Below are 26,450 nucleotides of genomic sequence, written 5' to 3'. Positions count from 1 at the left end.
TCGCCTTGCCCGACATGCCAGCCCCCCTACAGGAACACCGCTTTCCCTGCGACATGTGCGGATCGGACCTGCGTTTCGATCCTGCCAAGGCCGTGCTGCAGTGCGACCACTGCGGCAATGTGCAGCCCGTCGGCCAGGGCGATACGGCGCGCCCGAAGATTGCCGAACTGGACCTACGGCGCGGACTGGCCCAGAACATCGACGCCGCCGAAATGGAAGAGACGCGGGTGACGACCTGCCCCAACTGCGCGGCACAGGTCGAATTCGATCCCGACGCCCATGCTGCGGAATGCCCGTTCTGTGCGACCCCCGTCGTGATCGACACAGGGACCCACCGGCACATCAAACCGCGCGCGGTGCTGCCTTTCGCCCTGACCGAAGAGGTCGCGCGTGACGCGATGTCGGACTGGCTGGGCAGCCTGTGGTTCGCCCCCTCGGGGCTGAAAGCCTACGCACGCAAGGGCCGGAAGATGAGCGGCATCTACGTCCCCTACTGGACCTACGATGCCCAGACCGACACCCGCTATACCGGCGAACGCGGCACCGTCTACTTCGAGACACGCACCGTGATGCGCGACGGCAAGCGCACGCAGGTGCAGGTGCCGAAGGTGCGCTGGCGCCCTGCGTCGGGCCGGGTCTACCGGTTTTTCGACGATGTGCTGGTTCTGGCGTCGCGGTCGCTGCCCAAGCGGTTTACCGACGCGCTGCAACCGTGGGACCTGACAGCGCTGGAGCCCTACGCGCCGGAATACCTCGCGGGGTTTCGCGCCGAGGGCTATACCGTCTCGCTCGACGAAGGTTTTGACGAGGCGCGCGCGCATATGGATGCGATGATCCGCCGTGACATCCGCTTTGACATCGGCGGCGACCGGCAGCGCATCCACGCCATGGACGTCGATCTGAGCCATATGACGTTCAAACACATCCTGTTGCCGGTCTGGCTGGCGGCCTACCGCTACCGGGGCAAAAGCTACCGGTTTGTCGTCAATGGCACCACGGGGCGGGTGCAGGGCGAACGGCCCTACTCGGCTATCAAGATCGCCGTGGCCGTGGTACTGGGTCTGCTCGTGGCCGGTGCCATTGGCGCGGTCATGGCCACACAAGGATAAATCCATGCGATACGACACGCTTTCAGACCTCCTGAAGGAGCGGTATTCCTGCCGCGCGTTCCGGCCCGATCCGGTCCCCGACGACACGCTGAGGCGCATCGTCGATGCCGCCCGTCATGTGCCCTCGTGGTGCAACGCGCAGCCGTGGCAGGTGACGCTGACCCGTGGCGCGGGGACCGAAAGGCTGCGGCAGGCGCTGATGGAGGCGGCAAGCAACGGCACCGCGCCCGCGCCCGATCTCGACTGGCCCACGAAATACACCGGCGCCTACGCCGAGCGCCGCCGCGCCTGCGGCTTCCAGCTTTACGATGCCGTGGGGATCGAGAAATCCGACCGGCAGGGGCGGATGCAACAGATGCTGCGCAACTACAGCTTCTTCGATGCGCCCCATGTGGCGATCGTCCATTCCCCCGCCGAACTCGGCCCTTACGGCGCGATGGACACCGGCGGCTTCGTGACCGCCTTCACCCTTGCGGCGACGGCGCTGGGTGTGGCGACGGTGCCGCAGGCGGCCATCGCGGCCTACGCGCCACTGCTGCGCGAGGCTGCGGACATCGGGGAGGACCGGCTGATCCTCTGCGCGATTTCGCTGGGGTTTGCGGACGAAGACCACCCCGCGAACGGCTTTCGTACCGCGCGGGCGGATACATCGGATATCATCGACTGGATCGACACATGAGAGCGCTTTTGCAACGGGTGAGCGAGGCGTCGGTCACCGTCGACGGAACCGTCATCGGACAGATCGGTCCGGGGATGCTGATCCTTGTCTGCGCGATGCCCGAAGACGACGCAGCCACCGCAGAGGCGCTGGCCCTCAAGATTTCGAAACTGCGCCTCTTCAGCGATGCGGACGGAAAAATGAACCTGTCGCTTGTGCAAACCGGCGGCGCGGCGCTGGTGGTCAGCCAGTTCACACTGGCCGCCGACACCTCGCGCGGCAACCGGCCCGGTTTTTCACAGGCCGCAGCGCCCGAACAGGCGCATACCCTCTACGAACATTTCGCGCAGGCCCTGCGGGATCTGTCGGTGCCTGTGGAAACCGGGCGCTTCGGTGCGGATATGGCGGTTGCGCTGGTCAATGACGGGCCGGTGACACTCTGGCTCGACACCGAAAGCTGATCGGGTCGGCGGGCGGGCGATCTGCGCGTCCGCGCAGGAGAGCGCGCGCCGGCCCTACGGTTCGCGAAAGGCTTCCTTGGACTTGTAGAGCGGCTTCAGCAGATATTGCAGGACCGTTTTCGATCCGGTGTGCAATTCCACGCTCGCCTGCATCCCGGGCCGCAGTTCGAGGGCGCGCTGGCGCGGGGTCAGGTTTTCGGTATCCACGGCCAGCGTCACCTTGTAATGCGGGTCGCCGTCCGGATCGCGCGCACGGTCGTCCTTGTACGTATCGGCCGAGATCAGCGTGACCTCCCCCTTCAGCGTGCCGAAGATCGTGTAGTCATAGGCCGACAGCTTGACCGTCGCCGCCTGCCCGCGCCGAACGCCCGCGATATCCTCGGGCTTCACGCGCGCCTCGACAAACAGCGCTTCGCCCACGGGGATGATCTGCATGATCTCCTCGCCGGAGCGGACCACGCCCCCGATGGTGGTGACCGCCAGGTTGTTCACCACGCCCTTCATCGGGCTTCTCAGCACCGTGCGATCCAGCTGGTCGAGGCTTGCGCGCAGGTTCTGGCGCAGCGTCGACAGCTCTTTCAGGACATCGGAATACTCCTGTGCGCGCTCCAGTTCGGTCTTGGTGACAACCTCGTCATAGCGGATCTTGGCGTCGGCATAGCCCTTGCGCGCGCGTGTCGCCTCGAGCAGCGACACGATGTTGTTGCCCAGCAGACGCTCCATCAGGTCGCGCTCGGCCTGTGCCTCTGCCAGCACCTGCCGTGCGCCCTCCACGGAGGACCGGTAATCCGACTGCCGCGCCTGCAACAGCGCCGCCTCCGAGGTCACGATATCCGGTGTCCGGCTGGCCCACTGGTCGGGGACGGTGAAATCCAGATCGCCCTCCATCTCGGCCTCCAGCCGGAGCCTGCGGATCTCGAAGGCGCTGATCTGGTCCTGCAGATCGTCCACCGCAGACTGGAAGCCCGTCGCGTGCAGCCGCGCAAGAGTCGCGCCCGCCTCGACAATATCGCCCTCGCCCACCGCAAGATCGGCCAAGATGCCGCCTTCGAGGTTCTGGATGATCTGCGGACGCGAGCTGGAAATCATCGCGCCTTCGGCGCGCACGATCTCGTCCACCCACGCAAAGGCGGCCCAGAGCACGAAGACCACCACGGCACCGGAGGACAGCCAGACCACCATCGACGGTCCACGCATCCGGCCGCCGATTTCGTCTTCGAACGGACCGGTCATGCCGCGCCCTCCCTCGGTGCGCTCAGATGGGCCAGCACCTCGTCACGCGGGCCGTCGACGCGCATCCGGCCATCGGCCAGCACCAGTGTCCGCGAGGTCAGCGACAGGATCGGCGCGCGGTGGGTGGCGATCACCGCCGTGCGACCGCTCAGCCATGTCTCCAGCCGGCCAACCAGTGCCGTTTCCAGCCGCTGGTCCAGCGCCGCAGTCGGCTCGTCCAGCAGGCAGACCTTGGGATCCTGAAGCCACAGCCGCGCCCAGCCGATGGACTGGCGCTGACCGATGGACAGACCCGCGCCCGCATCGAGGATCGGCAGATCCAGCCCCTTGGGGTGACGGCGCACGAAATCACCCAGTCCCGCGAAATCCAGTGCCGCCATCAGGCGTTTGTCGTCGCGTTCCAGCAGGGTCAGGTTCAGGTTGTCGCGCAACGTCCCCGAGAAGAGCCGCACGTCCTGTCCCAGATAGCCGACCAGCCTGCGCAGGTCGCGCGGGGCGATCTGGCCCATCTCTGTCCCGTCGATCAGGACCCGTCCGGTTGTGGGCGCGTAAAGGCCGCTCAGAAGCTTCAGCAGCGAAGACTTTCCCGATCCGTTCGCCCCCAGCACCGCAACGCGCTGGCCCGCAACGATCTGCAAACCGCCAAGTTCGAGGACCGGTGCGCTTTCCTCGTCGTAGCGGAATGTCACATCCCGCAGCTCGAACCCGCCGGCCAGTTCGTCACGCCGCAGATAGCTGCGCCCTTCGGCGGCATCCTGATCCGATCCCGCGATATGCTCCAACCCGTCGAGGGCCGATTTCACGTTGCCCCAGCGCGCCATCGTGCCCGCCAGTTGCGTCAGCGGCGCCAGCGTGCGCGACGTAAGGATGCCGGTGGCGATGATCGACCCCACGGTGAACTGCCCGGCGAACACAAGGTACGTCCCCATGATGACAGCCGCGACATAGGTCGCCTGCTGGACGCCCTGGCTCCAGAAGGTAAGCGCAGAGGCAAGCTTGCGCTGCTCGGAAGATTTGAGAGCCGAGAGCGTCGTCAGTTCAGACCAGAGCCGCTGCACCCGCTCTTCGCCGCGCTGGGTCTTCACGGTGTCGAGCTCGAAAATCGTTTCCTGCAACAGCCTTGAGGATTTGGCCGTCGCCCCTTGGGTTTCCTGCGTCAGGCGGATCATCCGGCGCTGCATGAAAAATCCCGGCACCACCATCAGGATGCCGCCCAGAACCAGAACCCAGACCACGTTGCCCGCAATGGAGGCGACCAGCAGCAGAAAGACGAAGATGAAGGGAATATCCGCGATGGTCCCGATGGTTGACGCGGTGAAGAACTCGCGCACCGACGAAAACTCGCGCATGGACGAGAACAGATCGGACGGTGCCTGCGGGCGCCGGTCCGACCGCATCCCCAGCACGCGGTCCATCAGCAGCCGCAGCACGCCCAGTTCGATCTGGCGGCCCGCACCGTCCATCAGCTGCGCGCGTGCGACCTTGATGAAGCCTTCCAGCAACAGCGCAAGGCCCGCCCCCGCCGCGAGCACCCAGAGGGTCGCTTCGGATTGGTGCGGAATCACGCGGTCGTAGACCTGAAGAGAGAATAGCGCGACAGCCACTGCCAGAAGGTTGGCCACAAACGAGCCCAGCGCCACCTCTCCCAGTTGGCGGCGGAACCGCGCAAATTGTCCCCAGAACCAATGCGCCGGTTTTTCCTTGGTCTTGTGGATATCGTCCAGCGTTGCAACCGGCATCCGCGCTTCGAGGACATGACCGGAAAAGTAAGGCAGGAAATCGGCGGCGGGCACCCGTGCGCGGTTGTCCTGACAGGTGGTATCGAAAATCACCATGTCAGCATCGTCGCGGGACAGAACCAGCAACAGCTGGCCCGACGTCATGTAGACCAGCGCGGGCAGTGCGGCGTCTTCGATGGTGGCAACGGTGCGCGGTGCGGCGGTCAGCCCTGCGTGTTCCAGCAGGGACGCGATCACGCGTGCCTCCTGCCGGTCATCGGTGTCGGGCGTGATCTGGCGGCCAAGCGCTTCGGCCAGATCCGATTGCGCCGTCTCGCGCCCCAGAACGCCCGCGTAGGCCGCTACCAGCGCCGCGCGGGCGCGCAGCTTTTCGTCAAAACCCGATGAAGGCTGGCCGGGCGCGCCCGTGTCCGGAGTGGCGGCGCGCAGCCGGGCCGACGCACCATTGACGATGGTAAGGGTGAAAGCCTTGCTCATATCCGCGATCCGTCCGCCAGCAGGCCGAGCCGTTCGGCCATTTCAACCCGCAGGCGCAGGGCGTCGTATTTCAACGCGATCTCGGTTTCGGCCTGACGGGCGTAGGTCTCGTAGACGCCGACCACATCCATGACCTGCCTCTGGCCGCCATCGTATTGCGCCTGAAACAGATCGAGGTTGCGTTTCGCCTGTGCGGTCAGCTTCGCCGCCTCTGCCGCCTGCCGCTCCTTGGAGGCGATGGCCCCGTCGAGGCGGCGCAATTCGCGGTTCGCGTCTTCCTGCGCCTGCGCCACGCGGCGGGCCGCCGCCTCGCGCGCTGCTTCGATGGCGCGCAGGCGGTCGCCAGTGCCCAAGCCCAGCAAGGTGCCGGACGTTGTGGTCAGACCCGCACCGCCGTTTTCGCCAACCTGTGCGGTGGCGGAAATGCCCGGCAACTGGTTTGCACGGTCGACCTTCGCGGCGGCCACGGCGCGGATTTTCTCGGCTTCGGCCAGCGTGACCGACAGCGGCTGCGCCGCATCGGGGCGCACGTCCACGGCGGACAGGCCGCTGACCCCCGACAGATCCCCGATGGACATCGCGCCAAGCTCGGCCCGCGCGGTGGCCGCAGCTTCGGACTGCGCGGCCCGGTCGGCGGTAATCTCGCCCAGCTTCTGACGCAGGATATGCAGATCGGACGGATCGGAAACACCACCCCTCACCCGCTGCTCCATCACCCATGCGAACTGGCCGATGTCCTTCGCGGTCCGTTCGGCAAGCGCGTGTTTCTCCTGCGCCTCGGCCGCCGACAGGTAGAGCGCCAGCGCTGTCGCAACGCGGTCGTTGGTATCGGCGGCGAGCGTGACAGCGGCCACTTCGACGTCCGCCACGGCGAATTCGCGCTCGCCCTTGCGGCGCCCGTTGTCATAGACGACCTGTTCGATGACCAGATTGGCCACCACCGTCCCCAGCGACGTCAGGCTGACATTCGGCCCGATCTGGGGCAGCCAGTTCTTTGAGGCCGCACGGGCCCGCAGTTGCGCGGCCCGCAACTCGCTTTCCGCCGATCTGGCGTTTGCCGCAAGCACGGAGGTCGCGACGCGGTCGAAGGCGCTGTTTTCGTCCAGCACCGACCGCCGGGCCATCAGGTTCTGGATGATAATGCTCTCGGCGTTGATCTTTTCCGCATGGGTCGGTGTGGCCGCCACGCTTGCATCCGGGGCGCGCAGACGGGCGACAAAATTCCCGTCCTGCGCGGCATGCTCCGCGTCAGACAGGCAACCGCCAAGACCGAACGCCATTGCGCACAGTCCCGCTGCCCTTTTTGTCAACTGCCCCATAACCCGCCTTTTTAGGTGCCTGCACTACATTGTTTTTATTATTATTTTTGCTTGCGGGTGCGGCGATGATTTTGCCCCGCCGCATCCCGTTTTCTGGTGTCTGGCCGTAGCGGCCCTGCCCCGTCAGATTGTGACGGGGATTTCCGGATCGATCAGCAGGGTGCCTTCGGCGCCCACGCTGTAGACGTTGTAGGTCTGCCCATCCACGTCCTGCGTCCCCTGAAGCGTGCCGTCGGTGATCGTCACCTGATCCTCTGCCGATCCGCGGATCGTGAGGGTGTTGGTTTCGGTCGAAAGCGCCACCAGGCTTGCCTCGTCGATGGTGACGGACGCGGCTTCGGCAAAATCGAGATCGAGGTTTTCGATCTGGTACTCGCCAAGTGCGACGCTGCTGAGATCCACGGTATTGGTCGTGGATTCGTCATCCAGTACAAGGAAGGTGCCGGAGGTATTGCCCGCCGCGTCGGTGGCGTTCACGATCAACTGCGATCCGTTCGGTACATTCTCGTCAAAGACGAAATCGGTCTCGCCGCGCAGGGTGTTGTAGCCCTGCATGCCCGCAACCTCGGTGATGCTGCCATCGGACGCTACCTGCACGACGCTTTGTACATCCTCGGTCGGTGCGCCGTCTTCCATCACCGTCTCGATGGAGATCCCGCGAATACCGTCACCGCCGCGCGTGAAGGAGGCGATGACCGGCCCGTCGGGGGCTTCGGTATCTATGGAGAGGGTGTCCTCGATCACGGCGGTATTACCGACATGATCCGTCGCCTCGACCACGATCTGTGCCGCATAGGCACCTTCGCGCACGTCGGAGGCCGGCACTGTCAGCGACCAGTTGCCCGCCGCATCGACGCTTGCCGCGTAGGATGTACCGTCGAATGTGACTTTGACAGTCGATCCCGGTTCGACTTGGCCGCCAAGGTCGATACCCGCTGCCGCCTCATCCGCGTTGACGATCCCGTCTGCACCGGCAGAGTTGGACGTCATGGCGAATGGCGCAACTTCGGTGTCGACATCGACCGACCCGCTGATGGTTTTCAGGTTGCCCGCGCGGTCGGTCGCCGTGACTGAGATGTCCGCGCTGTATGTCCCTTTCGCCAGAGCGGCGGCGGAGAAATCCGCGCTCCAGTTGCCATCCGCATCGACGCTGGCGACGACCGTTTCCGCGCCCAGCGTCACCTCGACAAGGGTCGATCCGATTTCGGTGGTGCCGGTGACCGCAAAACCGTCATCGCTTTCGGCAAGGTTGATGATGTTGTCGGCGGTGATCGGATCTGCGCCCACGCTCAGGTTGTCGACACGGGTATCGACCTCGACACTGTCCGAAGCCGAGCGGCTGTTGCCGTAGTCATCGGTCGTGGTGGCGGTAATTTCGGCGGTATAGACGCCGGGTGCCACGTCGGACGCGCTGAAGAATGCCTCCCATGTGCCATCGGCGGCAGTGACCACATCGTGGCTGACCCCTTCGAGCGTGACAGTCACAATCGCGCCTGCGTCTGCGGTGCCTGTCAGAACAACACCATCGGAGGCTTCGCTCTTGTTCACGATGTCATCGCCTTCGACCGGATCGGGGTCGATGGTCAGCGTGCCCGCGTCCGTATCAACCACCACTCTGGTGCTGGCGGTGTCGATATTGCCCGCCGCGTCCGTTGCGGTCGCTGTCATCGTGGCCGTGTAGGTGCCCGCCGCGATGGAGCCCGCAGCAAACGTGGCCGACCAGCTGCCGGAGGCCGAAACCGTCGCGGTCTGTGTCACGCCACCGAGTTCGACCGTCACGGTCGATCCGGGTTCGGTGGTGCCGGTCACGGTCAGCGGCTCGCCCGCTTCGCTGGCGTTGATGACACCGTCCGCGCCGCCGGTGGACGAGGTGATCGCAAAGTCGCGCACGAAGGTATCGACGTCGAAGCTGCCCGATGCTGTCGCCGTGTTGCCATGCACGTCCGTGGACAGAACCGACACAACGCCCGCGTATTCACCCGTGGTGATCTCGCTGCTGGTAAAGGACGCCTCCCAGGTGCCTTCGGCGGTTGCGGTCACGATATGCGTGACGCTGCCGACTGTGACCTCGACGGTCGAGCCGGACTGCGCCGTGCCCGCGAAGGTCACGCCGGCGCTGTGTTCGACGCCGTTGATGACCCCGTCGCCGGTGACGGATGTGCTGTCGACGGTCACGGTTGTGACGGTATCGACGACCAGAACCTCGGTATAGCTGCGGCTGTTGCCGAAGCTGTCGGTTGTCACGATCGCGACGTCGGAGTTGTATTCACCCGCGTCCAGCGTGCCGGCCTCCCAGGAGACCGACCAGCCGCCATCGGCGCCGACTACCGTGCTTTGCGTGATGCCCGCGATGGTGACGTCGACGGTTGCGTCCGCTTCGCCGGTGCCGGAGATGCTGACCCCGGTTGCAAAGCTGACACTGTTGAAGAAATCACCGACGGATTCGGTTCCTTCGGTCACGGTGATTTCGGGGGCGATGGTGTCGATCAGGAAGGTCGGACCGTCGAGTTCGATCTCGTCGCCGTCCTCATCCGTAACGATCACAACGGCCTCGTGCTCGCCGTCCACGGGGAATGTCTCGCCCTCGAAAACCGCTTCGAATTCGCCTTCTTCATCGATCTCGGTTTCGATCACCTTGTCGCCCACTGTGACCTTCACGGCTTCGCCGGGTTCGCCGCCGCCGGTGATGGTCAGGACCTTTTCGCCCTCACCGTTGATTTCAACACTCGATTCAGGGTCGTTGACGTAAGGGGCGCGGGCACTGCTGCCACCGCCGCCACCGCTCGCCCCGCCGATGAGCGCGGCGCCGCCAAGGCCCGCGGCAATCGCGCCGCCGGAGCCCAGAAGGCTACTGCCGCCCAGCAGGGCCGCGCCGAGCATCGAGACGTCTTCGCCTTCGCCTTCGGCCAGTGGCACACCGGCGACATCGCTGTCGCCAAGGAAGATCAGGTTATCCGACGGGCTCCATTTGCCCCATTCGGATGTCGGCCCGTACTGGGCATAGAGGTTGCCCTCGCCCGCTTCGGCAAAGCTGACCTCGTTGAGGTAGCCATCGGTCGAGATGAACAGGCGGTTCGCCTCGCCGGTCTCGTTGAAGAAATTGTCGATGGTCAGCACACGTCCGTCGGACAGCGTGATGATCAACTGATCCCCCGAGCGCACCTGGCTTTGGAAGTCGGTCTGACGTACGTTAATGGAGATTTCCTGGCCTGCGCCGGCCACGATGGTCTGGTTTTCCGTTTCAGCGGACATCGTGCCACGCTGCAAACCGCCCGCACTGTTGCGGACGACGAAATCAATCGCCTTCATTGCTCTACCACTCTACCTCAAAACGCCCGTCTTGCCGCGGGTCGCCTGGTTATTGTTTTTGTGTTTCTGATACCCGGCCCGTTCAATCGTGCCGTGATTTCACCTTTATGTCGCCACAATAGGCAGGAACGGGAGGCTTAATCCAGTGTTTATTGAACGAGAATTTCCCCGTATATTCAGTGGTGTGCGATGAATGTCACACGCTCAACCGTGGCGGTAGTTGAAAGATCAAACATCTCGCCGCCAGCTTTACGCAACTTTTCAGTGGGTTAACCTGCAGTTTGCCTTAATCCGGTTGACAGGCTGCGCCGGGTGACCGTTACCTGCCCGCATGACCGACACACCCAATACCCTGCCCGCCCTGATCGAAGATCCCGACCACCCCATCGTGATGTCCGATGGCACCCGCCTGTCGGCGCGGCTGTGGCGGCCGGAAGGATCGGACGAGACGGCGGTGCCGATGATCCTCGAGTTCCTGCCCTACCGCAAACGCGACGGCACCGTCGTCCGCGATGCGCTGACCCACCCCTATTTCGCGCAACGCGGCTATGCCTGCCTGCGCGTGGACATGCGTGGCAATGGCGACAGCGAAGGGCTGATGGAGGACGAATATACGCCGCAGGAGCTCGCAGATGCGGTCGAGGTCATCCATTGGGCCGCCAAGCAAAAGTGGTGCAGCGGCACGGTGGGCATGATGGGAATCAGCTGGGGCGGGTTCAACGGATTGCAGGTTGCCGCCCTCGCGCCCGAGCCGCTGAAGGCGGTGATCACGCTGTGCTCCACCACGGACCGCTTTGCCGATGACATCCACTACAAGGGCGGCTGCCTGCTGAACGAAAATCTGGGCTGGGGGGCCACGATGTGGAGCTTCTCCAGCCGCGCACCCGATCCGGCCCTGCGCGAGAACTGGCGCGAGATGTGGCTGGAGCGTCTGGAAGCGGAGCCGTTTCTGCCCGCCACCTGGCTGCGCCACCAGACCCGCGACGCCTATTGGCAGCACGGATCGGTCTGCGAGGATTTCAGCGCGATCAAGGCAAAGGTTCTGGCCGTCGGCGGCTGGGGGGACGCGTACAAGAACACCGTGCCGCGCCTTGTAGAAGAGGTGCCGGGCAGCAAGGGTATTGTCGGGCCATGGGTGCACAAATACCCCCATTTCGCCGTTCCCGAACCGCGCATCGGCTTTCTTCAGGAAGCTTTGCGGTGGTGGGACCGCTGGCTCAAGGACATTCCCACCGGTGTCGAGGACGATCCCGATTACCGCGCCTATCTGATGGACGGATTGCCCCCCGCGGCATGGTACAGCGAACGCCCCGGGCGTTGGATCGCCGAAAAGGAAGGCGCAACGAGCCATCTGCCGGTGCAGACCCTGCACCTTGGCGCCGAGGGGCGGTTGAGCGATTCGCCCGAGGCGATTGCAACGGATATCTCGTCGCCCGCCCATTGTGGCGCGGCAGCGGGCGAGTATTGCGCGATTTGGCTGGGCCCTGAAATGCCGGCGGACCAGCGTGGCGACGATGCGCTGTCGGCCACCTGGGACAGCGCGCCGCTGTCGGCGAACATGGATATCGTAGGGGCACCGCGGATCACGCTCCAGATGACCTCGGACAAGCCGCAGGGGCAGATTGCCGTGCGGCTCAACCACGTCCAGCCCGATGGTGCCACCGCGCGGATCACCTACGGGGTACTGAACCTCAGCCACCGCGACAGCCACGCCAATCCCGCCCCGCTCGAACCCGGAAAACCTTTCGAGATCACGCTCGATCTGGACCATATCGCCTACCGCGTGCCCGCCGGCCACCGGTTGCGGGTGTCCGTGTCGACAGCCTACTGGCCGCTGTTGTGGCCCGCGCCCGAAGCCGCGACCCTGAGCATCGCGCAGGGCAGCATCGCGCTGCCGCAGCGTCCCGGTTCGGACGCGGACGAGATCGGCTTTGCGCCGCCCGACGCCGCGCCCCCGCACCGCAGCGAGACCCTGCGCGAGGAAAACCACGTCAGACGGCAGGAAACCGATATGGTCACCGGCGTCCACAGCCTTGTGATCGAGGATGGTTTCGGCAAATCGCGCGATCTGGAGCACGGTTTGATCACCGGCTCGATCGCCCGCGAGCGGTGGGACATCCACCCCGACGACCCGCTGTCCGCACGGGGCAATTGCCACTGGAGCGACGAGATCATCCGCGATGACATCCGCCTGCGCACCGAGACAACCTGCAAGATGTGGTCGGACCGCGAGAGCTTCTTTCTCGAGGCGCGCGTGGAGGCCTACGAGAACGATACCCTGATCTACAGCCGCGATGTGAGCGATACCATAGAGCGCAACAATCTCTAGGCGCGGCATAACATCTGCGACGTAAAGGGCGGGCATTAAGCCTTGCAGCGTAGTGTGAAATGCGCAAGTTTGACGCATCATTCAATAAAATTGCGCGACATCAGACGCAATAACTCAACTAATGGGAGTACGACCACCATGAACGAACAACTGGAACAGATGAGCGCCCGCGTCGCGACAGGATCGATGACGCGTCGCGAATTCGTCACCCGCGCAGCTGCGCTCGGGGTGACAGCCGCCGCCGCCAACGCGATGATCGCGGGCCATGCACAAGCCGCGGCGCACGAAGCGCCGAAGCGCGGCGGCATGCTGCGCATCGGCTCGTCCGGGGGCGAGAGCACCAACACCCAAGACCCCGCACTGACCGCATCCGAAGTGCCCCTGAACAACCTGCGCGCATGGGGTGAAACGCTGGTCGAGGTCGACCCCGAAGGTCAGATCGAATACCGCATGGCGGAAAGCGTCGAAGCATCCGCCGACGCCAAGCAGTGGGTTTTCAAGATCCGCAAGGGCATCCCCTTCTCCAACGGCAAGGACATGACCCCCGACGACGTGCTGAAAACGATGCAGCGCCACTCGAACGAGGAAAGCCAGTCCGGTGCTCTGGGCATCATGAAGGGGATCTCGGGCATGAAGGTCGATGGTGACAACTTCATCGTCGACCTCGACACGCCTAACGCCGACCTTCCCTATCTGATGGCCGACTACCACCTGATGATCCAGCCCAATGGCGGCATGGACGATCCGGCCGCCGGCATCGGCACAGGCCCCTACACGATCGAGATCGACGAGCCCGGCGTGCGCCACGCCTTCAAGCGTCGCGAAGATTACTGGGACAGCGAAAACCGTGGCTGGGCCGACGAAATCGAGCAGCTGGTGCTGAACGACGCAACCGCACGGACCGCCGCGCTGCAGTCCGGTCAGGTGCATATCATCAACCGCGTCGATCCCAAGGTCGCGGACCTTCTGGGCCGCGCGCCGAACCTGCGGATTGAATCGGTCGCCGGTCGTGGTCACTATGTCTTTATCGCGCATAAGGACACGGCGCCGTTCGACAACAACGACGTGATGCTGGCGCTGAAATACGCCATCAACCGCGAAGAAATGGTCGACAAGATCCTGCGCGGCTTCGGGTCGGTGGGCAACGACTTCCCGATCAACGCGGCCTATCCGCTGTTCGACGAATCGATCCCCCAGCGCGAGCATTCCATCGAGAAGGCGCGCGAGCACTACGAGAAGTCCGGTCACGACGGATCGCCCATCGTGCTGCGCGTCGCCGACGGTGCCTTCCCCGGTGCGGTCGATGCGGCGGCGCTGTTCCAGCAGTCCGCACAGGCGGCGGGTATCCCGCTGGAAATCAAGCGTGAGCCAAACGACGGCTACTGGTCCGAAGTGTGGAACGTGCAACCCTTCTGCGCGTCCTACTGGGGCGGTCGTCCGGTGCAGGACCAGATGTATTCGACAGCCTATCTGTCGACCGCAGACTGGAACGACACGCGCTGGAAGCGCCCCGAGTTCGACCAGATGCTTCTGGACGCCCGTGGCGAGCTCGACGCGGTCAAGCGCGCGGAGATCTACTCCGACATGGCGAAGATGCTGCGTGACGAGGGCGGCCTGATCCTGCCGATGTTCAACGACTTCGTTGCAGGTGTCTCCGACAACATCGGCGGCTGGAACAACGATCCGAACGGTCCTGTGATGAACAACCGGTCGCACATCAAGTGCTGGCTGAAAGACGCCTGATGCACCCGGTCGTAAAATTGGTAGCCCAGCGCCTCGCGCTGGGCTTCCTGCTCCTCATCGCTGCGTCGATCCTGATCTTTGCGGGCACCACCATGCTGCCGGGCGATGTGGCACAACAAATTCTCGGGCAGTCCGCGACACCCGAATCCCTTGCCAACCTGCGCGAGGAACTGGGCCTGAACACGCCGCCTGTGACCCGCTATTTCGAATGGCTCGGCGGTGTTCTCCAAGGCGATCTCGGAACCGCGCTGACCAATGGCCGCGACATCACCGAAAGCATTTCGGGACGGCTCGGCAATACGCTGTTTCTTGCCTTCTGGGCTGCGGTGATCTCTGTCCCGCTGGCGATCTTTCTGGGGTTGCTGGCCGTGCGCTACAAGGATCGCTGGCCTGACAAGCTGATCTCGGCGATCACGCTGACAACGATTTCGATCCCCGAGTTCATGATCGGCTATATCCTGATCTACTTCCTCGCCATCCAGCTGGGCTGGTTCCCGTCGGTGGCCCTGATGAACGATTCCATGAATCTGTTCCAGAAGCTCAACGCCATCGCGATCCCCGTCATCGTGCTGACCTTCGTCGTTCTCGCCCATATGATGCGCATGACACGCGCGGCGATCCTGAACGTGATGCAGTCGGCCTATATCGAAACGGCGGAACTGAAGGGCCTGCGCCTGCTCACCATCATTCGCAAGCACGCCTTCCCCAATGCCATCGCGCCCATCGTGAACGTCGTGATGATCAACCTCGCCTACCTTGTCGTCGGCGTGGTCGTGGTCGAGGTCGTCTTTGCCTATCCCGGCATGGGCCAGTACCTTGTCGATCACGTCAGCAAACGCGATGTTCCGGTCGTGCAGGCCTGCGGGCTGATCTTTGCCGCGGTCTATATCGGTCTGAACCTGATCGCGGATATCGTGTCGATCCTTGCCAATCCGCGGCTGAGGCACCCCAAATGAAGACTGTGCCTGCCCCGACGTTCCCCGCGCGCCCCCTCCCCCTATCGCAGAGGGTTTTGCCATGATCCGTATCCCCCCCGCCGCCCTTATCGGGCTGTTTTTCACCATCCTGTTCTTTTTCTGCGCCATCTTCGCGCCGTGGATTTCCCCCTATGGCATGGCCGAGGTCGTGGGCGACGTGTGGGAGGCCCCTTCGGACCAGTTCCTGCTGGGCACCGACAGCATCGGCCGCGACCTTCTGAGCCGGATGATCTACGGCGGGCGCACGACCATCTTCATCGCCACGATGGCGACGGCGCTCAGCTTTATCACCGGATCGGTGCTGGGCTTTTTCGCCGCCGTATCGGGAGGATGGGTGGATCAGGCGCTCTCGCGCCTTGTCGATCTGATCATGTCGATCCCGTCGCTGATTTTCGCGCTGGTCGTGCTGTCGGTGATGCCGACCACGATGACCACGCTCATCGTGCTGATGGGTCTGCTGGACAGCACCCGAGTCTATCGCCTCGCCCGCGCGGTGGCCGTGGACATCACCGTGATGGACTATGTCGAAGCAGCACGCCTGCGCGGCGAGAAGATCGCCTGGATCATCTTCCGCGAGATCCTGCCCAACGCGCTTTCGCCACTGGTGGCGGAAATGGGTCTGCGGTTCATCTTCATGGTTCTTTTCGTGTCGACCCTGTCGTTCCTCGGCCTTGGTGTGCAGCCACCGCAGGCGGACTGGGGCGGCATCGTGAAAGAGAACAAGGAGGGCATCAACTACGGCATCGCCGCGGCCCTCTATCCCGCCTTCGCCATCGCCACCTTGTGTATTTCGATCAACCTTGTGGCTGACTGGATCCTCGGGCGGACAACATCACTGAAAGGCGGTCGCGGATGAGCGAGAAAGTTCTCAAGGTTCGCGGGCTGAAGATCGGCGCAACGGTGTATCCGCCCGGCGAGAAGCCCCACGATATCGATATCGTTCATGGTGTGGATTTCGAGCTTGAGGCCGGAAAGGTGCTGGGCCTGATCGGTGAATCCGGCGCGGGCAAATCCACCATCGGTCTGGCGACGCTCGCCTACGGGCGCGGCGGCGTCGAGATCACCGGCGGCAAGGTGGAACTCAACGGTCGCGACATCCTGAAATCGCGCATGGGCGACGTGCGCCGCCTGCGCGGCGGCGAGGTGACCTATGTCAGCCAGTCGGCTGCCGCGTCGTTCAACCCCGCCAAGAAGATCATGGAGCAGGTGACCGAAGCCGCGATCAGGCAGGGCAAGTTCTCGAAGAAAGAGGCGGAGGCGCGTGCCGTCCGCCTGTTCGAGAAGCTGGGCCTGCCAGAGCCCGAGATCATCGGCAACCGCTATCCGCATCAGGTGTCCGGTGGCCAGTTGCAGCGCTGCATGACGGCGCTTGCGCTCTGCCCCGAGCCCGATCTCGTGGTCTTCGACGAGCCGACGACCGCATTGGACGTGACCACGCAAATCGACGTGCTGGCCGCGATCAAGGAAGCGATCGCCGATACCGGCGTTGCGGCCCTCTACATCACCCACGACCTAGCGGTGGTCGCACAGGTCAGCGACCACATCATGGTTCTGAAAATGGGCGAGATGATCGAATACGGCACCGCCGACCAGATCATCAACAACCCGCAAGAGGAATACACGCAGGCGCTGGTATCCGTGCGGTCGATCCGCCACGAGGAAAAAGCCCCGACAGAGAGCCCGCTGTTGCGTGTCGAAGGCATCACCGCGCGGTATTCGGGCACCAATTTCGACGTCCTGAAAAACATCAGCGTGGATATGTATCCTGGCCAGACACTGGCCGTGGTCGGCGAAAGCGGATCGGGAAAATCGACGCTGGCGCGGGTCATCACCGGCCTCCTGCCGCCCACGCAGGGGCAGATCACCTTTGACGGTCGCGTTCTGTCGCCCGGTCTCAAGACGCGCAGTCACGAGGATCTGCGCGAATTGCAGATGATCTACCAGATGGCCGATACCGCCATGAACCCGCGCCAGACAGTCGGCACCATCATCGGCAGACCGCTGGAGTTCTACTTCGGCATGAAGGGCAAGAAAAAGCAGGAGCGCATTCAGGAGCTTCTGGACGAGATCGAACTGGGCGACGGTTTCCAGGACCGCTATCCGGCCGAGCTGTCCGGCGGGCAGAAGCAGCGCGTGTGCATCGCCCGCGCACTGGCCGCCAAGCCCAAGCTGATCATCTGCGACGAGGTGACGAGCGCGCTCGATCCTCTGGTGGCGGATGGCATCCTGAAGCTGCTGCTGAACCTGCAAAAGATCGAGGACGTGGCCTATCTGTTCATCACCCACGATCTGGCGACGGTAAAGGCCATCGCAGACAGCATCGCCGTGATGTATCAGGGCGAAGTGGCGCGCTACGGCCCCAAGAGCCAGGTGCTGTCGCCGCCCTTCGACGCCTATACCGATCTGTTGCTCAGCTCCGTGCCCGAAATGCGCATCGGCTGGCTGGAAGAAACGATCGAGAACCGCCGCATGGAAAGTGCGGGCAACTGACCGCCGGCCCCTCTAGCGCGGCGCGGTTTCCAGCATGTAGGTAAAGCTGCTGCCGTCGATGTGCTTGTGCGCGTCGGCGGACATCTGGGCGGGAAAGATCGTGGTCAGGATCTCGCTGCCAAAGCCGGTGCGGGTGGGCGGTGCGCCAAGCGAGAGGCCGGTTTCCTTCCACTCAAGGCGAAAATCCTCTTCCGGCACGCCGGACCATTCGATTTCCAGAATCGCCCCCGCCGTCGCAAGCGCGCCGTATTTCGCGGAGTTTGTCGTCAGCTCGTGCAGCGCCATCGAGATCGCCTGCGCCTGCGGCGCGGTCACGTTCAGGCGCGGACCGCGCATGACGATCTCAGAGCTTGCCGACGCAGAGCGGTAGGGCGCGAGATGTTTCTCTGCAAGCTCCTGCATTGTGACTTGACGCCAGTTTTCGCCGGTCAGCAGCTTCTGCGTGGCGGCCAGCGACATCACGCGCGCCTCGAAGCGGGGCATGAAACTGTCGAAATCACCGGAGGCGCGGCCGATGCGCTTGGCGATGGTCAGCACCAGCGCCATCAGGTTGCCGATCCGGTGTTCGAGTTCGTCCAGAATGGCAGCGCTCAGCTTTTGCGCGCGGATCCGTTCGGTGATCGGTTCGGCAAATTGGACGACATGGGTGATGTTGCCGTCGGTGTCGCGCAAGGGGCGGTGGGTGGCACGCCACCAGACATCGCGCACAGCGCCCGGGCCGGCATCGGGGTCGGGCACCGGATAATACAACTCCTCGACATGCGTCTCCTCCCCCTCCAGCGCCGCGCGCAATGCTGTTTCGATCGGTTCGCGCAGGTTGTCCGGTGACGGAAGCACATCGAACACATAGGCCCCGATCAGGGCGTCACGGTCACCGATGGTATTGTCCACGAAAGTATCGTTTGCGTCCGTCACCCGCAGGTCGCGGTCCAGAATGATCAGCTGCGCCGGAAGTGATCTGAAATGGCGCCTGTAGTCAGCATCGCTGAGACCGGTGGCACGTCCGCTGTCGTTGTTGGTCACCCGTGATGTCTCCGTACGCGGGCCGAAATCGGCACGCATCCCCCTTACAACCATACATAGCAGCGACGCAGCAATTCTCAAAGCGATTGAATGGGCCCTGTCGCATTACGTCAACTTGCGTCCGGTGGCCGGTTCAGGTCAACTGCGCAAAAATCCGAAGGAGACGGGAATGAAACGCAAGCTGCTTCTGATCATTCTGGACGGGGTTCCATGGCGCAACTGGCGCAGGCTGTTCGGCAACCTCGAAGGGTGGGTCGACAGCGGCGATGCGCGGGTCTGGAAGGTGCGCGCCGTGCTGCCCTCGATCTCGGCCTCGTGCTATGCGTCCATCCACACAGGTGTCGCGCCTGCCGAACACGGGTGCACCGGCAACGGCAATGTCTTCCGGCTGGATCATCCCGATGTCTTTGCGCAGGTGCGCAAGGGTGGCGGCGTGACCGGCGCGGTGGCCCACAGCTTCTGGTCGGAATTCTTCAACCGCGCGCCGTTCGATTACGTCCGCGACATCGAATACGACGAGCCGGACAGCGACACGATCAATCACGGGCGTTTTCACACGATGACCGGCTACGGTCTGGTCAACCAGATGACCCCGTCCGACGTCGATCTGTTCGCGACGCTGACCAACCTGTGCCAGCGGTTCGATCTGGACTACGGCATGCTGCATACCTGCACGCTGGACAGTATGGGGCATCGGTATTTCCACGACTGTCAGGAAATGGATCATGCCTGCGCCGTGATGGACGAAATGCTGGCGCCCTTCATCCGCCAGTGGCGCAAGGCGGGCTACGAAATCATCGTGACCGCCGATCACGGACAGGACGAACGCGGCCACCACGGAGGGCGCGGTGCGCTCCAGCAAGAGGCGGCGCTGTATTACTTCGGCGATGCGCAAGGGCCAGGCGCCGATGACGTGATCGACCAGCTGCAACTTGCACCGACCATTCTGGACCGGCTCGGCGCACCGATCCCCGACACGATGAAGGCCGCCCCTTTCCTGACCTGACGCCGCGTCGCGCGCGGTCAGTAGGGCCACTCCCCCTGCCCCAGCGCCCGCGTGGCGTCGACAATCCGGTCAAAGAATGCGGCGGCGCGGCGGCTCATGGTGCGGGCCCGCAGGCAGCCGTGCACCAGACCGGCGTGTTCGAACCAGACGGCCCGCCCCCCGGCTGCGAGGATCGCATCGCGGTAGCTTTCGCCGTCCGAGGACAGCGGATCACATTGCGCCGTAACGATCACCGTAGGCGGCAGGGCGCTGAAATCGCTGTCCTGCAACGGTGCATAGCGCGGGTCACCGACCGGTGGCGCGGCCCCGCCGGTGCGGACGGTCTGGTAGAATTCCATATCCTGCACGGTCAGTTCCGGCGCGTGGCTGTGGGTGACATAGCTGCCCCGCGTGCGGTCCCCGCCCAGACCGGGATAGATCAGCACCTGACCGGTCACCCGCGCCCGCGCGCCGTGGGTCACCGCCGCGGCCAGATTGCCGCCAGCGCTGTCGCCCACCATCACCACAGGGCCGGAAAAGGCGGTCTGGATCGCGGTGAAGGCCGCGCGCGCGTCATTGTAGCAGCCGGGAAAGACCACTTCGGGTGCCAGACCGTAATCGACCGAGATCACGCGGTATCCGGTCCGGGCACAAAGCTCGGCACAGACGTCATCGTGGCTGTGCAGGCCGCCCACGACAAAACCGCCGCCGTGGTAGTAGATCACCGTGACATCGCTGGTCCCGCTTTCGTAGCGGCGGCAGGCAACGCCGCCCCATGTCTCGTCCTGTGTGCGGACACCCTCGGGGCGGCCCGCGTGAAACGCTGCGCACATCGCATCGTAGGTCGCGCGCTGATCTTCGATCGTCAGTCCGACTGCGCCGGGGGGATAGAACTCCGCCCCCCGCGCGATATAGGCGCGCACCTCGGCATCGAGGAGCGCGCCATAGTCCGGTCCGCTCAAGCGGGTTCCCACTTGAAGACATGCCCGCCCAGAACACCGCCGACGGCTTTCTCGTCGGCGCCGTTCATCGCGATGATCGCCACAAGACCCCGTTTCTTGTCATCGATGACATGATCGACGCGCGCCGGTACGCCCGCAGCCTCAAGCTCTTCGTTGAAGACACGGTTGATCGCGTGGCGGCGCAGATCGGGTTTGAAGATCTTGCCGACCGCGGTCTTGGGCAGTTCTTTCATGATCGTCATGTGTTTGGGATGCGCCGCGCGTTCCTGAACCTTGGACTTGGCGAACTCCAGAAGCTCAGCTTCGGTGACCGACGCGCCCTCCACCAGTTCGACGAAGGCGCAGGGCACCTCGCCCGCGTGGGCATCCGGCTGGCCGATGGCCCCTGCAAAGGCCACCGCGTCGTGACCCAGAAGCGCCTCTTCGATCTCGGCGGGGTCGATGTTGTGGCCCCCGCGGATGATCAGATCCTTGGCGCGGCCCGTGATCCAGATATAGCCGTCTTCGTCCTTGCGCCCCAGGTCGCCGGTGCGCAGGAACTTGCCGTCATAGTAGAGGTCCTTGTTCTTGTCCGCCTCGGTATAGGTGTGGCCGGGATAGACGCCGGGGTTGCTGACGCAGATCTCGCCGATCTCGTCGACGTCACAATCGGCGTGGCCATCGGCGGTTTCCTTGATGATGCGTACCTTGCAATAGGGAAACTCGACCCCGATAGAACCGATCTTCTTCAGCCCGTCGGTGGGGTTGCCGGACACCAGAACCGTCGCCTCGGTCAGGCCGTAGCCTTCGACGATGCTGACGCCGGTTGCTTCCTCGAAGCGGCGGAACAGCTCTACCGGCAGCGGCGCAGAGCCCGAGAAGGCGGTTTTCACGCTGGAGACATCGGCGTTGATCGGGCGCTGCATCTTGGCGGAGATGGCCGTGGGCACCGTGATGATGAACGTGACCTTCCAGCGCTCGACCAGCTTCCAGAAATTGTCGAACACTCCTTCGCCGCGATAGCCCTGCGGCGTCGGGAAGATGATATGCGCACCGGAATAGATGACGCCCATGAAAACCGCGTGGCAGGCCATGACGTGAAACAGCGGCAGCGGGCACATGGCCACGTCGTTTTCGGTATAGAGCAGCCGCGCGCCGGTCCAGCCATTGTAGATGACGCCGGAATACTTGTGCTGCGCGACTTTCGGCATGCCGGTGGTGCCACCGGTATGGAAATAACAGCACACGCGGTCTTCCTGCGGGTCCTCGAACTGGAGCGTCTTGGGCTGCTTGTTGATTTCCTCGTTGAAGTTCTTGTACGTCGCCTGGTTCTGAGTGTTCCGCTTGGGGCGGATCATCGGGATGATGAATTTTTTCAGACCGGTGATATAGCGCAGAAGGTCAACTTCGAGCACGGTCTTGACGTTCGGAGCAAGCGCCACGGCCTCGGCCGTTTTTTCGGCGACGTCGGTTTTGGGGAAGGGCCGCAGGGTCACGACGACCTTGGCATTGGTCTCGCGCAGGATCGCGCCGATCTGTTCGGCTTCGAGCAGCGGGTTGATCGGGTTCACGATGCCCGCGATTGCACCGCCCACGAGGCTCAGCGCGGTTTCATTGGCGTTCGGCAGTACATAGGCCACGACATCGGTCGGCCCCACGCCGAGCGAGCGGAACAGGTTCGCCGTCTGGACGCTCTTGTCGTGGAACTGCTGCCACGTCAGCGTTTCGGCAGGGTCCGTCGGCCCCGAAAACAGCTGGTAGCTGATCGCGTTATGGTTTGGAAATTTCGACGTCGTGTTGGCCAGCACGCCGTAGAGTGTTTTTGGCAGATCGCGATCTTCCCACGCGCATTCCGCCTCGATCGCATCACGATCGGCAATTCCTGAAAATCCCATGGTGTCTCCTCCCCCGGGGCCGCTTGGTTGCGGCTTTTACGTTTATATTGACGAAAGATGCAGTTTCATCAGGCGAAATACAAGCGATCGCTGGCAGGCTACGCAACGTCATCGCCCTCCCCGCGGACGTGCGAGCGCTAACGCCCAGCGACCGTAAGTGACCTGTTCGCGCGGTGACGGCTGCACCGCGCGAAAGAGCGCTGTCAGGCGACCGGAATACGCAGCACCTGACCGGGATAAATCTTGTCCGGGTGCGACAGCATCGGCTTGTTCGCCTCGAAGATCTTTTCGTATTTCGCGCCGTTGCCGAGCGTCTTTTCCGCAATCGCCCAAAGCGTATCGCCTTTTTCGACCGTATGGAAAACCGGATCGCCCGTGCCGCCTTCGATGTCGTCTTCGACTTCTGCCACACCTTCGACGTTTCCGACCGCAAGGATCACTTTCTCGCGTATCTCCTGACTGGCAGCCTTGCCGCTGACCTTCACCTTGTCGCCTTCGACGGTGATGTCCAGCCCCTCGGCCTCAAGCCCGAGATCCTTCAACTCGTCCTGAAGGGCGGCACCCGTAACCTCGGCATCGTCATCGCCGCCGAAAACCTTCTTGCCCGCGCCTTTTACGAAACTCCACAATCCCATCACACTCTCCCTGTTTGGAATGATGCGCGATGTTCGCCGTCCGCAAAGGGCAAGGCAAGCGCCTTCTACTCTGCGGCGAGCCCGTCGGTGAATTGCAACCGCGCCAACCGCGCGTAGAGGCCGTTCTTCGCCACCAGCGCATCGTGCGTTCCCTCATCGACGACCCTGCCCGCGTCCAGCACGACGATCCTGTCCGCCTTCTTTACCGTGGCAAGCCTGTGCGCGACGATCAAGGTGGTGCGCCCGGCGCTGAGGTCTTCGACAGCGGCCTGCACGGCACGTTCGCTTTCGGCGTCCAGCGCGCTTGTCGCCTCGTCCAGCAGCAACACCGGCGCGTCCCGCAGGATGGCGCGGGCGATTGCGATGCGCTGTTTCTGGCCACCCGACAACATGACACCGCGCTCACCAAGGTAGCTGTCGTAGCCATCGGGCAGCGCGCGGATGAAACCGTCTGCCGCAGCCGCTTGCGCCGCCGCTTCGATCTCGGCGTCGGTGGCGTCGGGGCGGCCGAAGCGGATGTTTTCCCGCGCCGACGCCGCGAAGATCACCGGATCCTGCGGCACAAGCGCGATGTGGCTGCGCAGCTCGGGCCGCGAAAGGGCCGTCAGATCGACGCCATCAAATGTGATCCGTCCCGATTGCGGATCGTAGAACCGCAGGATCATCTGGATGATCGTGGTCTTGCCCGCACCGGACGGGCCCACAAAGGCAACCGTCTCTCCCGGTGCGATGTCCAGCGTGATGCCATCCAGCGCCGGGATTTCGGGCCGCGCAGGATAGTTGAACGCCACGTTGTGAAACTGGATATGGCCGCGCACGGGCGCCGCAAGCCTCTGCGCGTTGGCAGGGTCGACGACGGCATCGCGCGCCTCCAGCAGGTCGACCAGACGTTCGGTCGCGCCGGCGGCGCGCTGGAGTTCGGACCAGATTTCCGACAGCGCCGCGACGGCACCGGCGACCAGAATCGCGTAGATCAGGAACTGCACCAACATGCCCGGTGTCATGTCACCGGCGCGCACATCCCGCGCCCCGACCCAGAGCACACCAACCACGCCCGAGAAGACGAGAAAGATGATGATCGTGGTCAGAAATGCCCGCGTGCGGATCCGCGCCCGCGCCGCGCGGTAGGAGCTTTCGGTCATCTGCGCGAACTGGGCGCGGCTTGCCGCCTCGTGCGTGAAGGCCTGTACCGTCTGTACCGCACCGAGGCTTTCTGAGGCGTTGCCGGAAGACGCCGCGATCCAGTCCTGGTTTTCACGGCTCAGCACCCGCAAACGACGCCCCATGATCAGGATCGGAAACACGACAAGCGGCACGATCAGCAAGACCAGCCCCGTCAGCTTGGGAGAGGTCAGAAGCATCAACGCCATCCCGCCGAAGAAGATGAGCACGTTGCGCAATGCAACGGAGACGGACGAGCCGATGACGCTGAGGATGAGGGTGGTGTCTGTGGTGATCCGGCTCAGGACCTCACCGGTCATGATCTTCTCGAAGAACACCGGGCTCATCGAGATGACGCGGTCGAAGGTGGCCTTGCGGATGTCTGCCACGACCCTTTCGCCCAACCGTGTGACCAGGGCGTAGCGCAGCGCGGTGCCGATCGCCAGAAGCCCCGCAATGCCCAGCGCGGCCAGAAAATACTGGTCCAGAAGCGCGATTTCCGCCGTTTCGAAGTTGTCCACCACACGGCGCACAGCCAGGGGTAGCGTCAGCGATATGATCGCCGTGACGACCAGTGCCGCCATCGCCGCGACCAGCAGGCCCCGGTAGGGCCGCAGGAACGGCATCAGCGCACGCAGCGCGCTTATCTGGCGCGATTTCTCGCGCTCTTCTGACTGTGTGTTCGGCAGCGTGGGCGAACGGGCCATGCGCGCTCCTCGTTGGGTTTTGCCCGCGCTACTTGGCGCACCGGCTGGCAAGGGTCAAGCGCAGCGAAGGTCGCAGGCGTCCCTTCCGTCCCGCGCGCGACGGCATAGACGCCCCGACACAGGCCGCAACGGCCCCTGCGTCGGGGTCGGAATGGATGCTGTCCAATGTGTCGGAGTGGTCTGGAGCGGGCGACGGGAATCGAACCCGTATCATCAGCTTGGAAGGCTGAGGTCTTACCATTACACAACGCCCGCTCAACGAATTCAGTTAGTATTTCATACCTATGGAGGCGTCAAGTACAGCTGGCCAGCCAAGTGGTATGTGAGCGTATCGAGGGGCGGCCTCAAGCTCTTAGCCGACCGAGGGCTTCCGCATTCTGGACCTTCGCTGCAGGGGCGCAATGCATCAGCGCCGGGAGGTCAGGCGCGCAGGGTAAAAGTTGCGTTCGCTGCGTTTGTGCATGCATCCGCATCAGTGCGCTTTGCGGAGCATTGGGCGATATAGCCAAGGGGGACTCGCCGAACAGGGGCATGTTCGTGCGCCCTGAGCAAAATGAAGAAACCGGACTGGTTTGGCAGAGGCATCTTCACGGCCCTGCACTCGATCGCGGCTCAAGCCATCCCGGCGCCTCACGCCGGGATGGCCCATTCGCAAAATTTAGCTCGCAAGTTTCGTCGCGATTGTCGCGACATGCCGACCCTGATCTGCCGCCAGTTTCAGCTCTTTCTCGCTGGGCATCCGCGATCCGTCGGGCCCCGCGATCGTTGCGGCCCCATAGGGCGATCCGGCGCGCACTTCAGAGATATCCATGAGTTCCGACGAGGAGTAAGGCAGACCGACAATCACCATGCCGTGATGGACCAGATTGTTCCATGACGATGTGATCGTGGTTTCAGAGCCGCCGCCGGTGCCTGTCGAAGTGAAGACCGAACCCACTTTGCCAATCAGCTTGCCCCCTGCCCAGAGCCCTCCTGTCTGGTCCCAAAAGCTTCGCATCTGCGAGACCATGTTGCCGAAGCGCGTTGGTGTTCCGACAATAATTGCATCGTAGTCGGGCAATTCATCGACTGTGGCGACTTCAGCTGCCTGATCCGTCTTGAACCCGGCAGCGGAGGTCTGCTCGTCTGTCATGATTTCGGGCACGCGCTTGATCACCACATCCACGCCATCCACCTCGGCTGCACCTTTGGCAACCGCTTCAGACATGGCTTCGATGTGGCCGTAAGACGAATAATAGAGCACGAGTACTTTGGTCATT

General features: G+C 63.6%; 19 protein-coding genes and 1 tRNA gene. 9 read left to right on the top strand and 11 right to left on the bottom strand.

The window, feature by feature from the left end; genetic code table 11:
- The first annotated feature begins 14 nt into the window (after positions 1 to 14).
- Genes ABMC89_RS00195 through dtd form a run of 3 tightly spaced genes read left to right on the top strand, consistent with a single transcriptional unit; the run spans position 15 to position 2,228 of the window.
- Positions 15 to 1,109, top strand: coding sequence for a TFIIB-type zinc ribbon-containing protein (locus ABMC89_RS00195; protein ID WP_349563985.1), 1,095 nt, complete (start codon positions 15 to 17; stop codon positions 1,107 to 1,109).
- Between the two features lie 4 nt (positions 1,110 to 1,113).
- A complete protein-coding gene (locus tag ABMC89_RS00190; RefSeq protein ID WP_349563983.1) occupies positions 1,114 to 1,788 on the top strand; it encodes a nitroreductase in 675 nt (224 codons plus the stop codon).
- Positions 1,785 to 2,228, top strand: coding sequence for a D-aminoacyl-tRNA deacylase (gene dtd / locus ABMC89_RS00185; RefSeq protein WP_349563981.1), 444 nt, complete (start codon positions 1,785 to 1,787; stop codon positions 2,226 to 2,228). Before ABMC89_RS00190 ends, dtd begins: the two co-directional genes overlap by 4 nt.
- A gap of 54 nt (positions 2,229 to 2,282) precedes the next feature.
- On the opposite strand, the gene ABMC89_RS00180 is transcribed toward dtd, so the two are convergent.
- The 4 genes from ABMC89_RS00180 to ABMC89_RS00165 all read right to left on the bottom strand — a co-directional run bounded on the left by ABMC89_RS00180 (position 2,283) and on the right by ABMC89_RS00165 (position 10,305).
- Positions 2,283 to 3,461, bottom strand: a complete 1,179-nt coding sequence (locus tag ABMC89_RS00180) for a beta-barrel domain-containing protein (RefSeq protein ID WP_349563979.1) — start codon at positions 3,459 to 3,461, stop codon at positions 2,283 to 2,285.
- Positions 3,458 to 5,677, bottom strand: a complete 2,220-nt coding sequence (locus ABMC89_RS00175; protein WP_349563977.1) for an ATP-binding cassette domain-containing protein — start codon at positions 5,675 to 5,677, stop codon at positions 3,458 to 3,460. The genes ABMC89_RS00180 and ABMC89_RS00175 overlap by 4 nt, the downstream gene beginning before the upstream one ends.
- Positions 5,674 to 6,957, bottom strand: coding sequence for a TolC family protein (locus tag ABMC89_RS00170; protein ID WP_349563975.1), 1,284 nt, complete (start codon positions 6,955 to 6,957; stop codon positions 5,674 to 5,676). Before ABMC89_RS00170 ends, ABMC89_RS00175 begins: the two co-directional genes overlap by 4 nt.
- Positions 6,958 to 7,119: 162 nt before the next feature.
- Positions 7,120 to 10,305 carry an Ig-like domain-containing protein gene (locus tag ABMC89_RS00165; RefSeq protein ID WP_349563973.1) on the bottom strand — a complete coding sequence of 1,062 codons (3,186 nt, stop codon included), beginning with the start codon at positions 10,303 to 10,305 and terminating at the stop codon, positions 7,120 to 7,122.
- A 331-nt stretch (positions 10,306 to 10,636) separates the two neighbouring features.
- On the opposite strand from ABMC89_RS00165, the gene ABMC89_RS00160 reads away from it, so the two are divergent.
- The 5 genes from ABMC89_RS00160 to ABMC89_RS00140 all read left to right on the top strand — a co-directional run bounded on the left by ABMC89_RS00160 (position 10,637) and on the right by ABMC89_RS00140 (position 17,844).
- Entirely contained in the window at positions 10,637 to 12,634 is a 1,998-nt protein-coding gene (locus tag ABMC89_RS00160; protein ID WP_349563971.1) for a CocE/NonD family hydrolase, read from the top strand.
- 138 nt (positions 12,635 to 12,772) lie between these two features.
- Entirely contained in the window at positions 12,773 to 14,377 is a 1,605-nt protein-coding gene (locus tag ABMC89_RS00155) for an ABC transporter substrate-binding protein (protein ID WP_349563969.1), read from the top strand.
- On the top strand, positions 14,377 to 15,333 hold the full coding sequence (locus ABMC89_RS00150; RefSeq protein ID WP_349563967.1) for an ABC transporter permease: 957 nt from the start codon (positions 14,377 to 14,379) through the stop codon (positions 15,331 to 15,333). The genes ABMC89_RS00155 and ABMC89_RS00150 overlap by 1 nt, the downstream gene beginning before the upstream one ends.
- A 61-nt stretch (positions 15,334 to 15,394) precedes the next feature.
- Entirely contained in the window at positions 15,395 to 16,210 is an 816-nt protein-coding gene (locus ABMC89_RS00145; protein ID WP_349563965.1) for an ABC transporter permease, read from the top strand.
- Positions 16,207 to 17,844, top strand: coding sequence for an ABC transporter ATP-binding protein (locus tag ABMC89_RS00140; RefSeq protein ID WP_349563963.1), 1,638 nt, complete (start codon positions 16,207 to 16,209; stop codon positions 17,842 to 17,844). The genes ABMC89_RS00145 and ABMC89_RS00140 overlap by 4 nt, the downstream gene beginning before the upstream one ends.
- 12 nt (positions 17,845 to 17,856) lie before the next feature.
- Here the strand turns inward: ABMC89_RS00140 and ABMC89_RS00135 are convergent, their stop codons facing one another.
- Complete coding sequence (locus ABMC89_RS00135) at positions 17,857 to 18,906, bottom strand: sensor histidine kinase (protein ID WP_349563961.1); 1,050 nt, start codon at positions 18,904 to 18,906, stop codon at positions 17,857 to 17,859.
- Between the two features lie 130 nt (positions 18,907 to 19,036).
- On the opposite strand from ABMC89_RS00135, the gene ABMC89_RS00130 reads away from it, so the two are divergent.
- Positions 19,037 to 19,873 carry an alkaline phosphatase family protein gene (locus ABMC89_RS00130; protein ID WP_349563959.1) on the top strand — a complete coding sequence of 279 codons (837 nt, stop codon included), beginning with the start codon at positions 19,037 to 19,039 and terminating at the stop codon, positions 19,871 to 19,873.
- A gap of 17 nt (positions 19,874 to 19,890) precedes the next feature.
- Here ABMC89_RS00130 and ABMC89_RS00125 read toward each other — a convergent pair whose 3' ends face one another.
- The 6 genes from ABMC89_RS00125 to wrbA all read right to left on the bottom strand — a co-directional run bounded on the left by ABMC89_RS00125 (position 19,891) and on the right by wrbA (position 26,449).
- Positions 19,891 to 20,814 (bottom strand): alpha/beta hydrolase, encoded by a 924-nt coding sequence (locus ABMC89_RS00125; RefSeq protein ID WP_349563957.1) that lies wholly within the window; start codon positions 20,812 to 20,814, stop codon positions 19,891 to 19,893.
- The gene (locus ABMC89_RS00120) at positions 20,811 to 22,688 is read right to left on the bottom strand and encodes an acyl-CoA synthetase (protein WP_349563955.1); all 1,878 of its coding nucleotides are present in this window, start codon (positions 22,686 to 22,688) and stop codon (positions 20,811 to 20,813) included. Before ABMC89_RS00120 ends, ABMC89_RS00125 begins: the two co-directional genes overlap by 4 nt.
- 203 nt (positions 22,689 to 22,891) lie before the next feature.
- The gene (gene lysM / locus ABMC89_RS00115; RefSeq protein WP_349563953.1) at positions 22,892 to 23,323 is read right to left on the bottom strand and encodes a peptidoglycan-binding protein LysM; all 432 of its coding nucleotides are present in this window, start codon (positions 23,321 to 23,323) and stop codon (positions 22,892 to 22,894) included.
- A gap of 65 nt (positions 23,324 to 23,388) precedes the next feature.
- Positions 23,389 to 25,191: an ABC transporter transmembrane domain-containing protein gene (locus ABMC89_RS00110; RefSeq protein ID WP_349563951.1), complete on the bottom strand. Its 1,803-nt coding sequence runs from the start codon at positions 25,189 to 25,191 to the stop codon at positions 23,389 to 23,391.
- Between the two features lie 181 nt (positions 25,192 to 25,372).
- Positions 25,373 to 25,446, bottom strand: a tRNA-Gly gene (locus ABMC89_RS00105).
- A gap of 403 nt (positions 25,447 to 25,849) precedes the next feature.
- Complete coding sequence (gene wrbA, locus ABMC89_RS00100) at positions 25,850 to 26,449, bottom strand: NAD(P)H:quinone oxidoreductase (protein ID WP_349563949.1); 600 nt, start codon at positions 26,447 to 26,449, stop codon at positions 25,850 to 25,852.
- Position 26,450: the final 1 nt, after the last annotated feature.

The organism is Sulfitobacter sp. HNIBRBA3233 (assembly GCF_040149665.1).
Lineage (GTDB): Bacteria > Pseudomonadota > Alphaproteobacteria > Rhodobacterales > Rhodobacteraceae > Sulfitobacter > Sulfitobacter marinivivus.
This window is presented reverse-complemented; position numbering and strand designations above follow the sequence as displayed.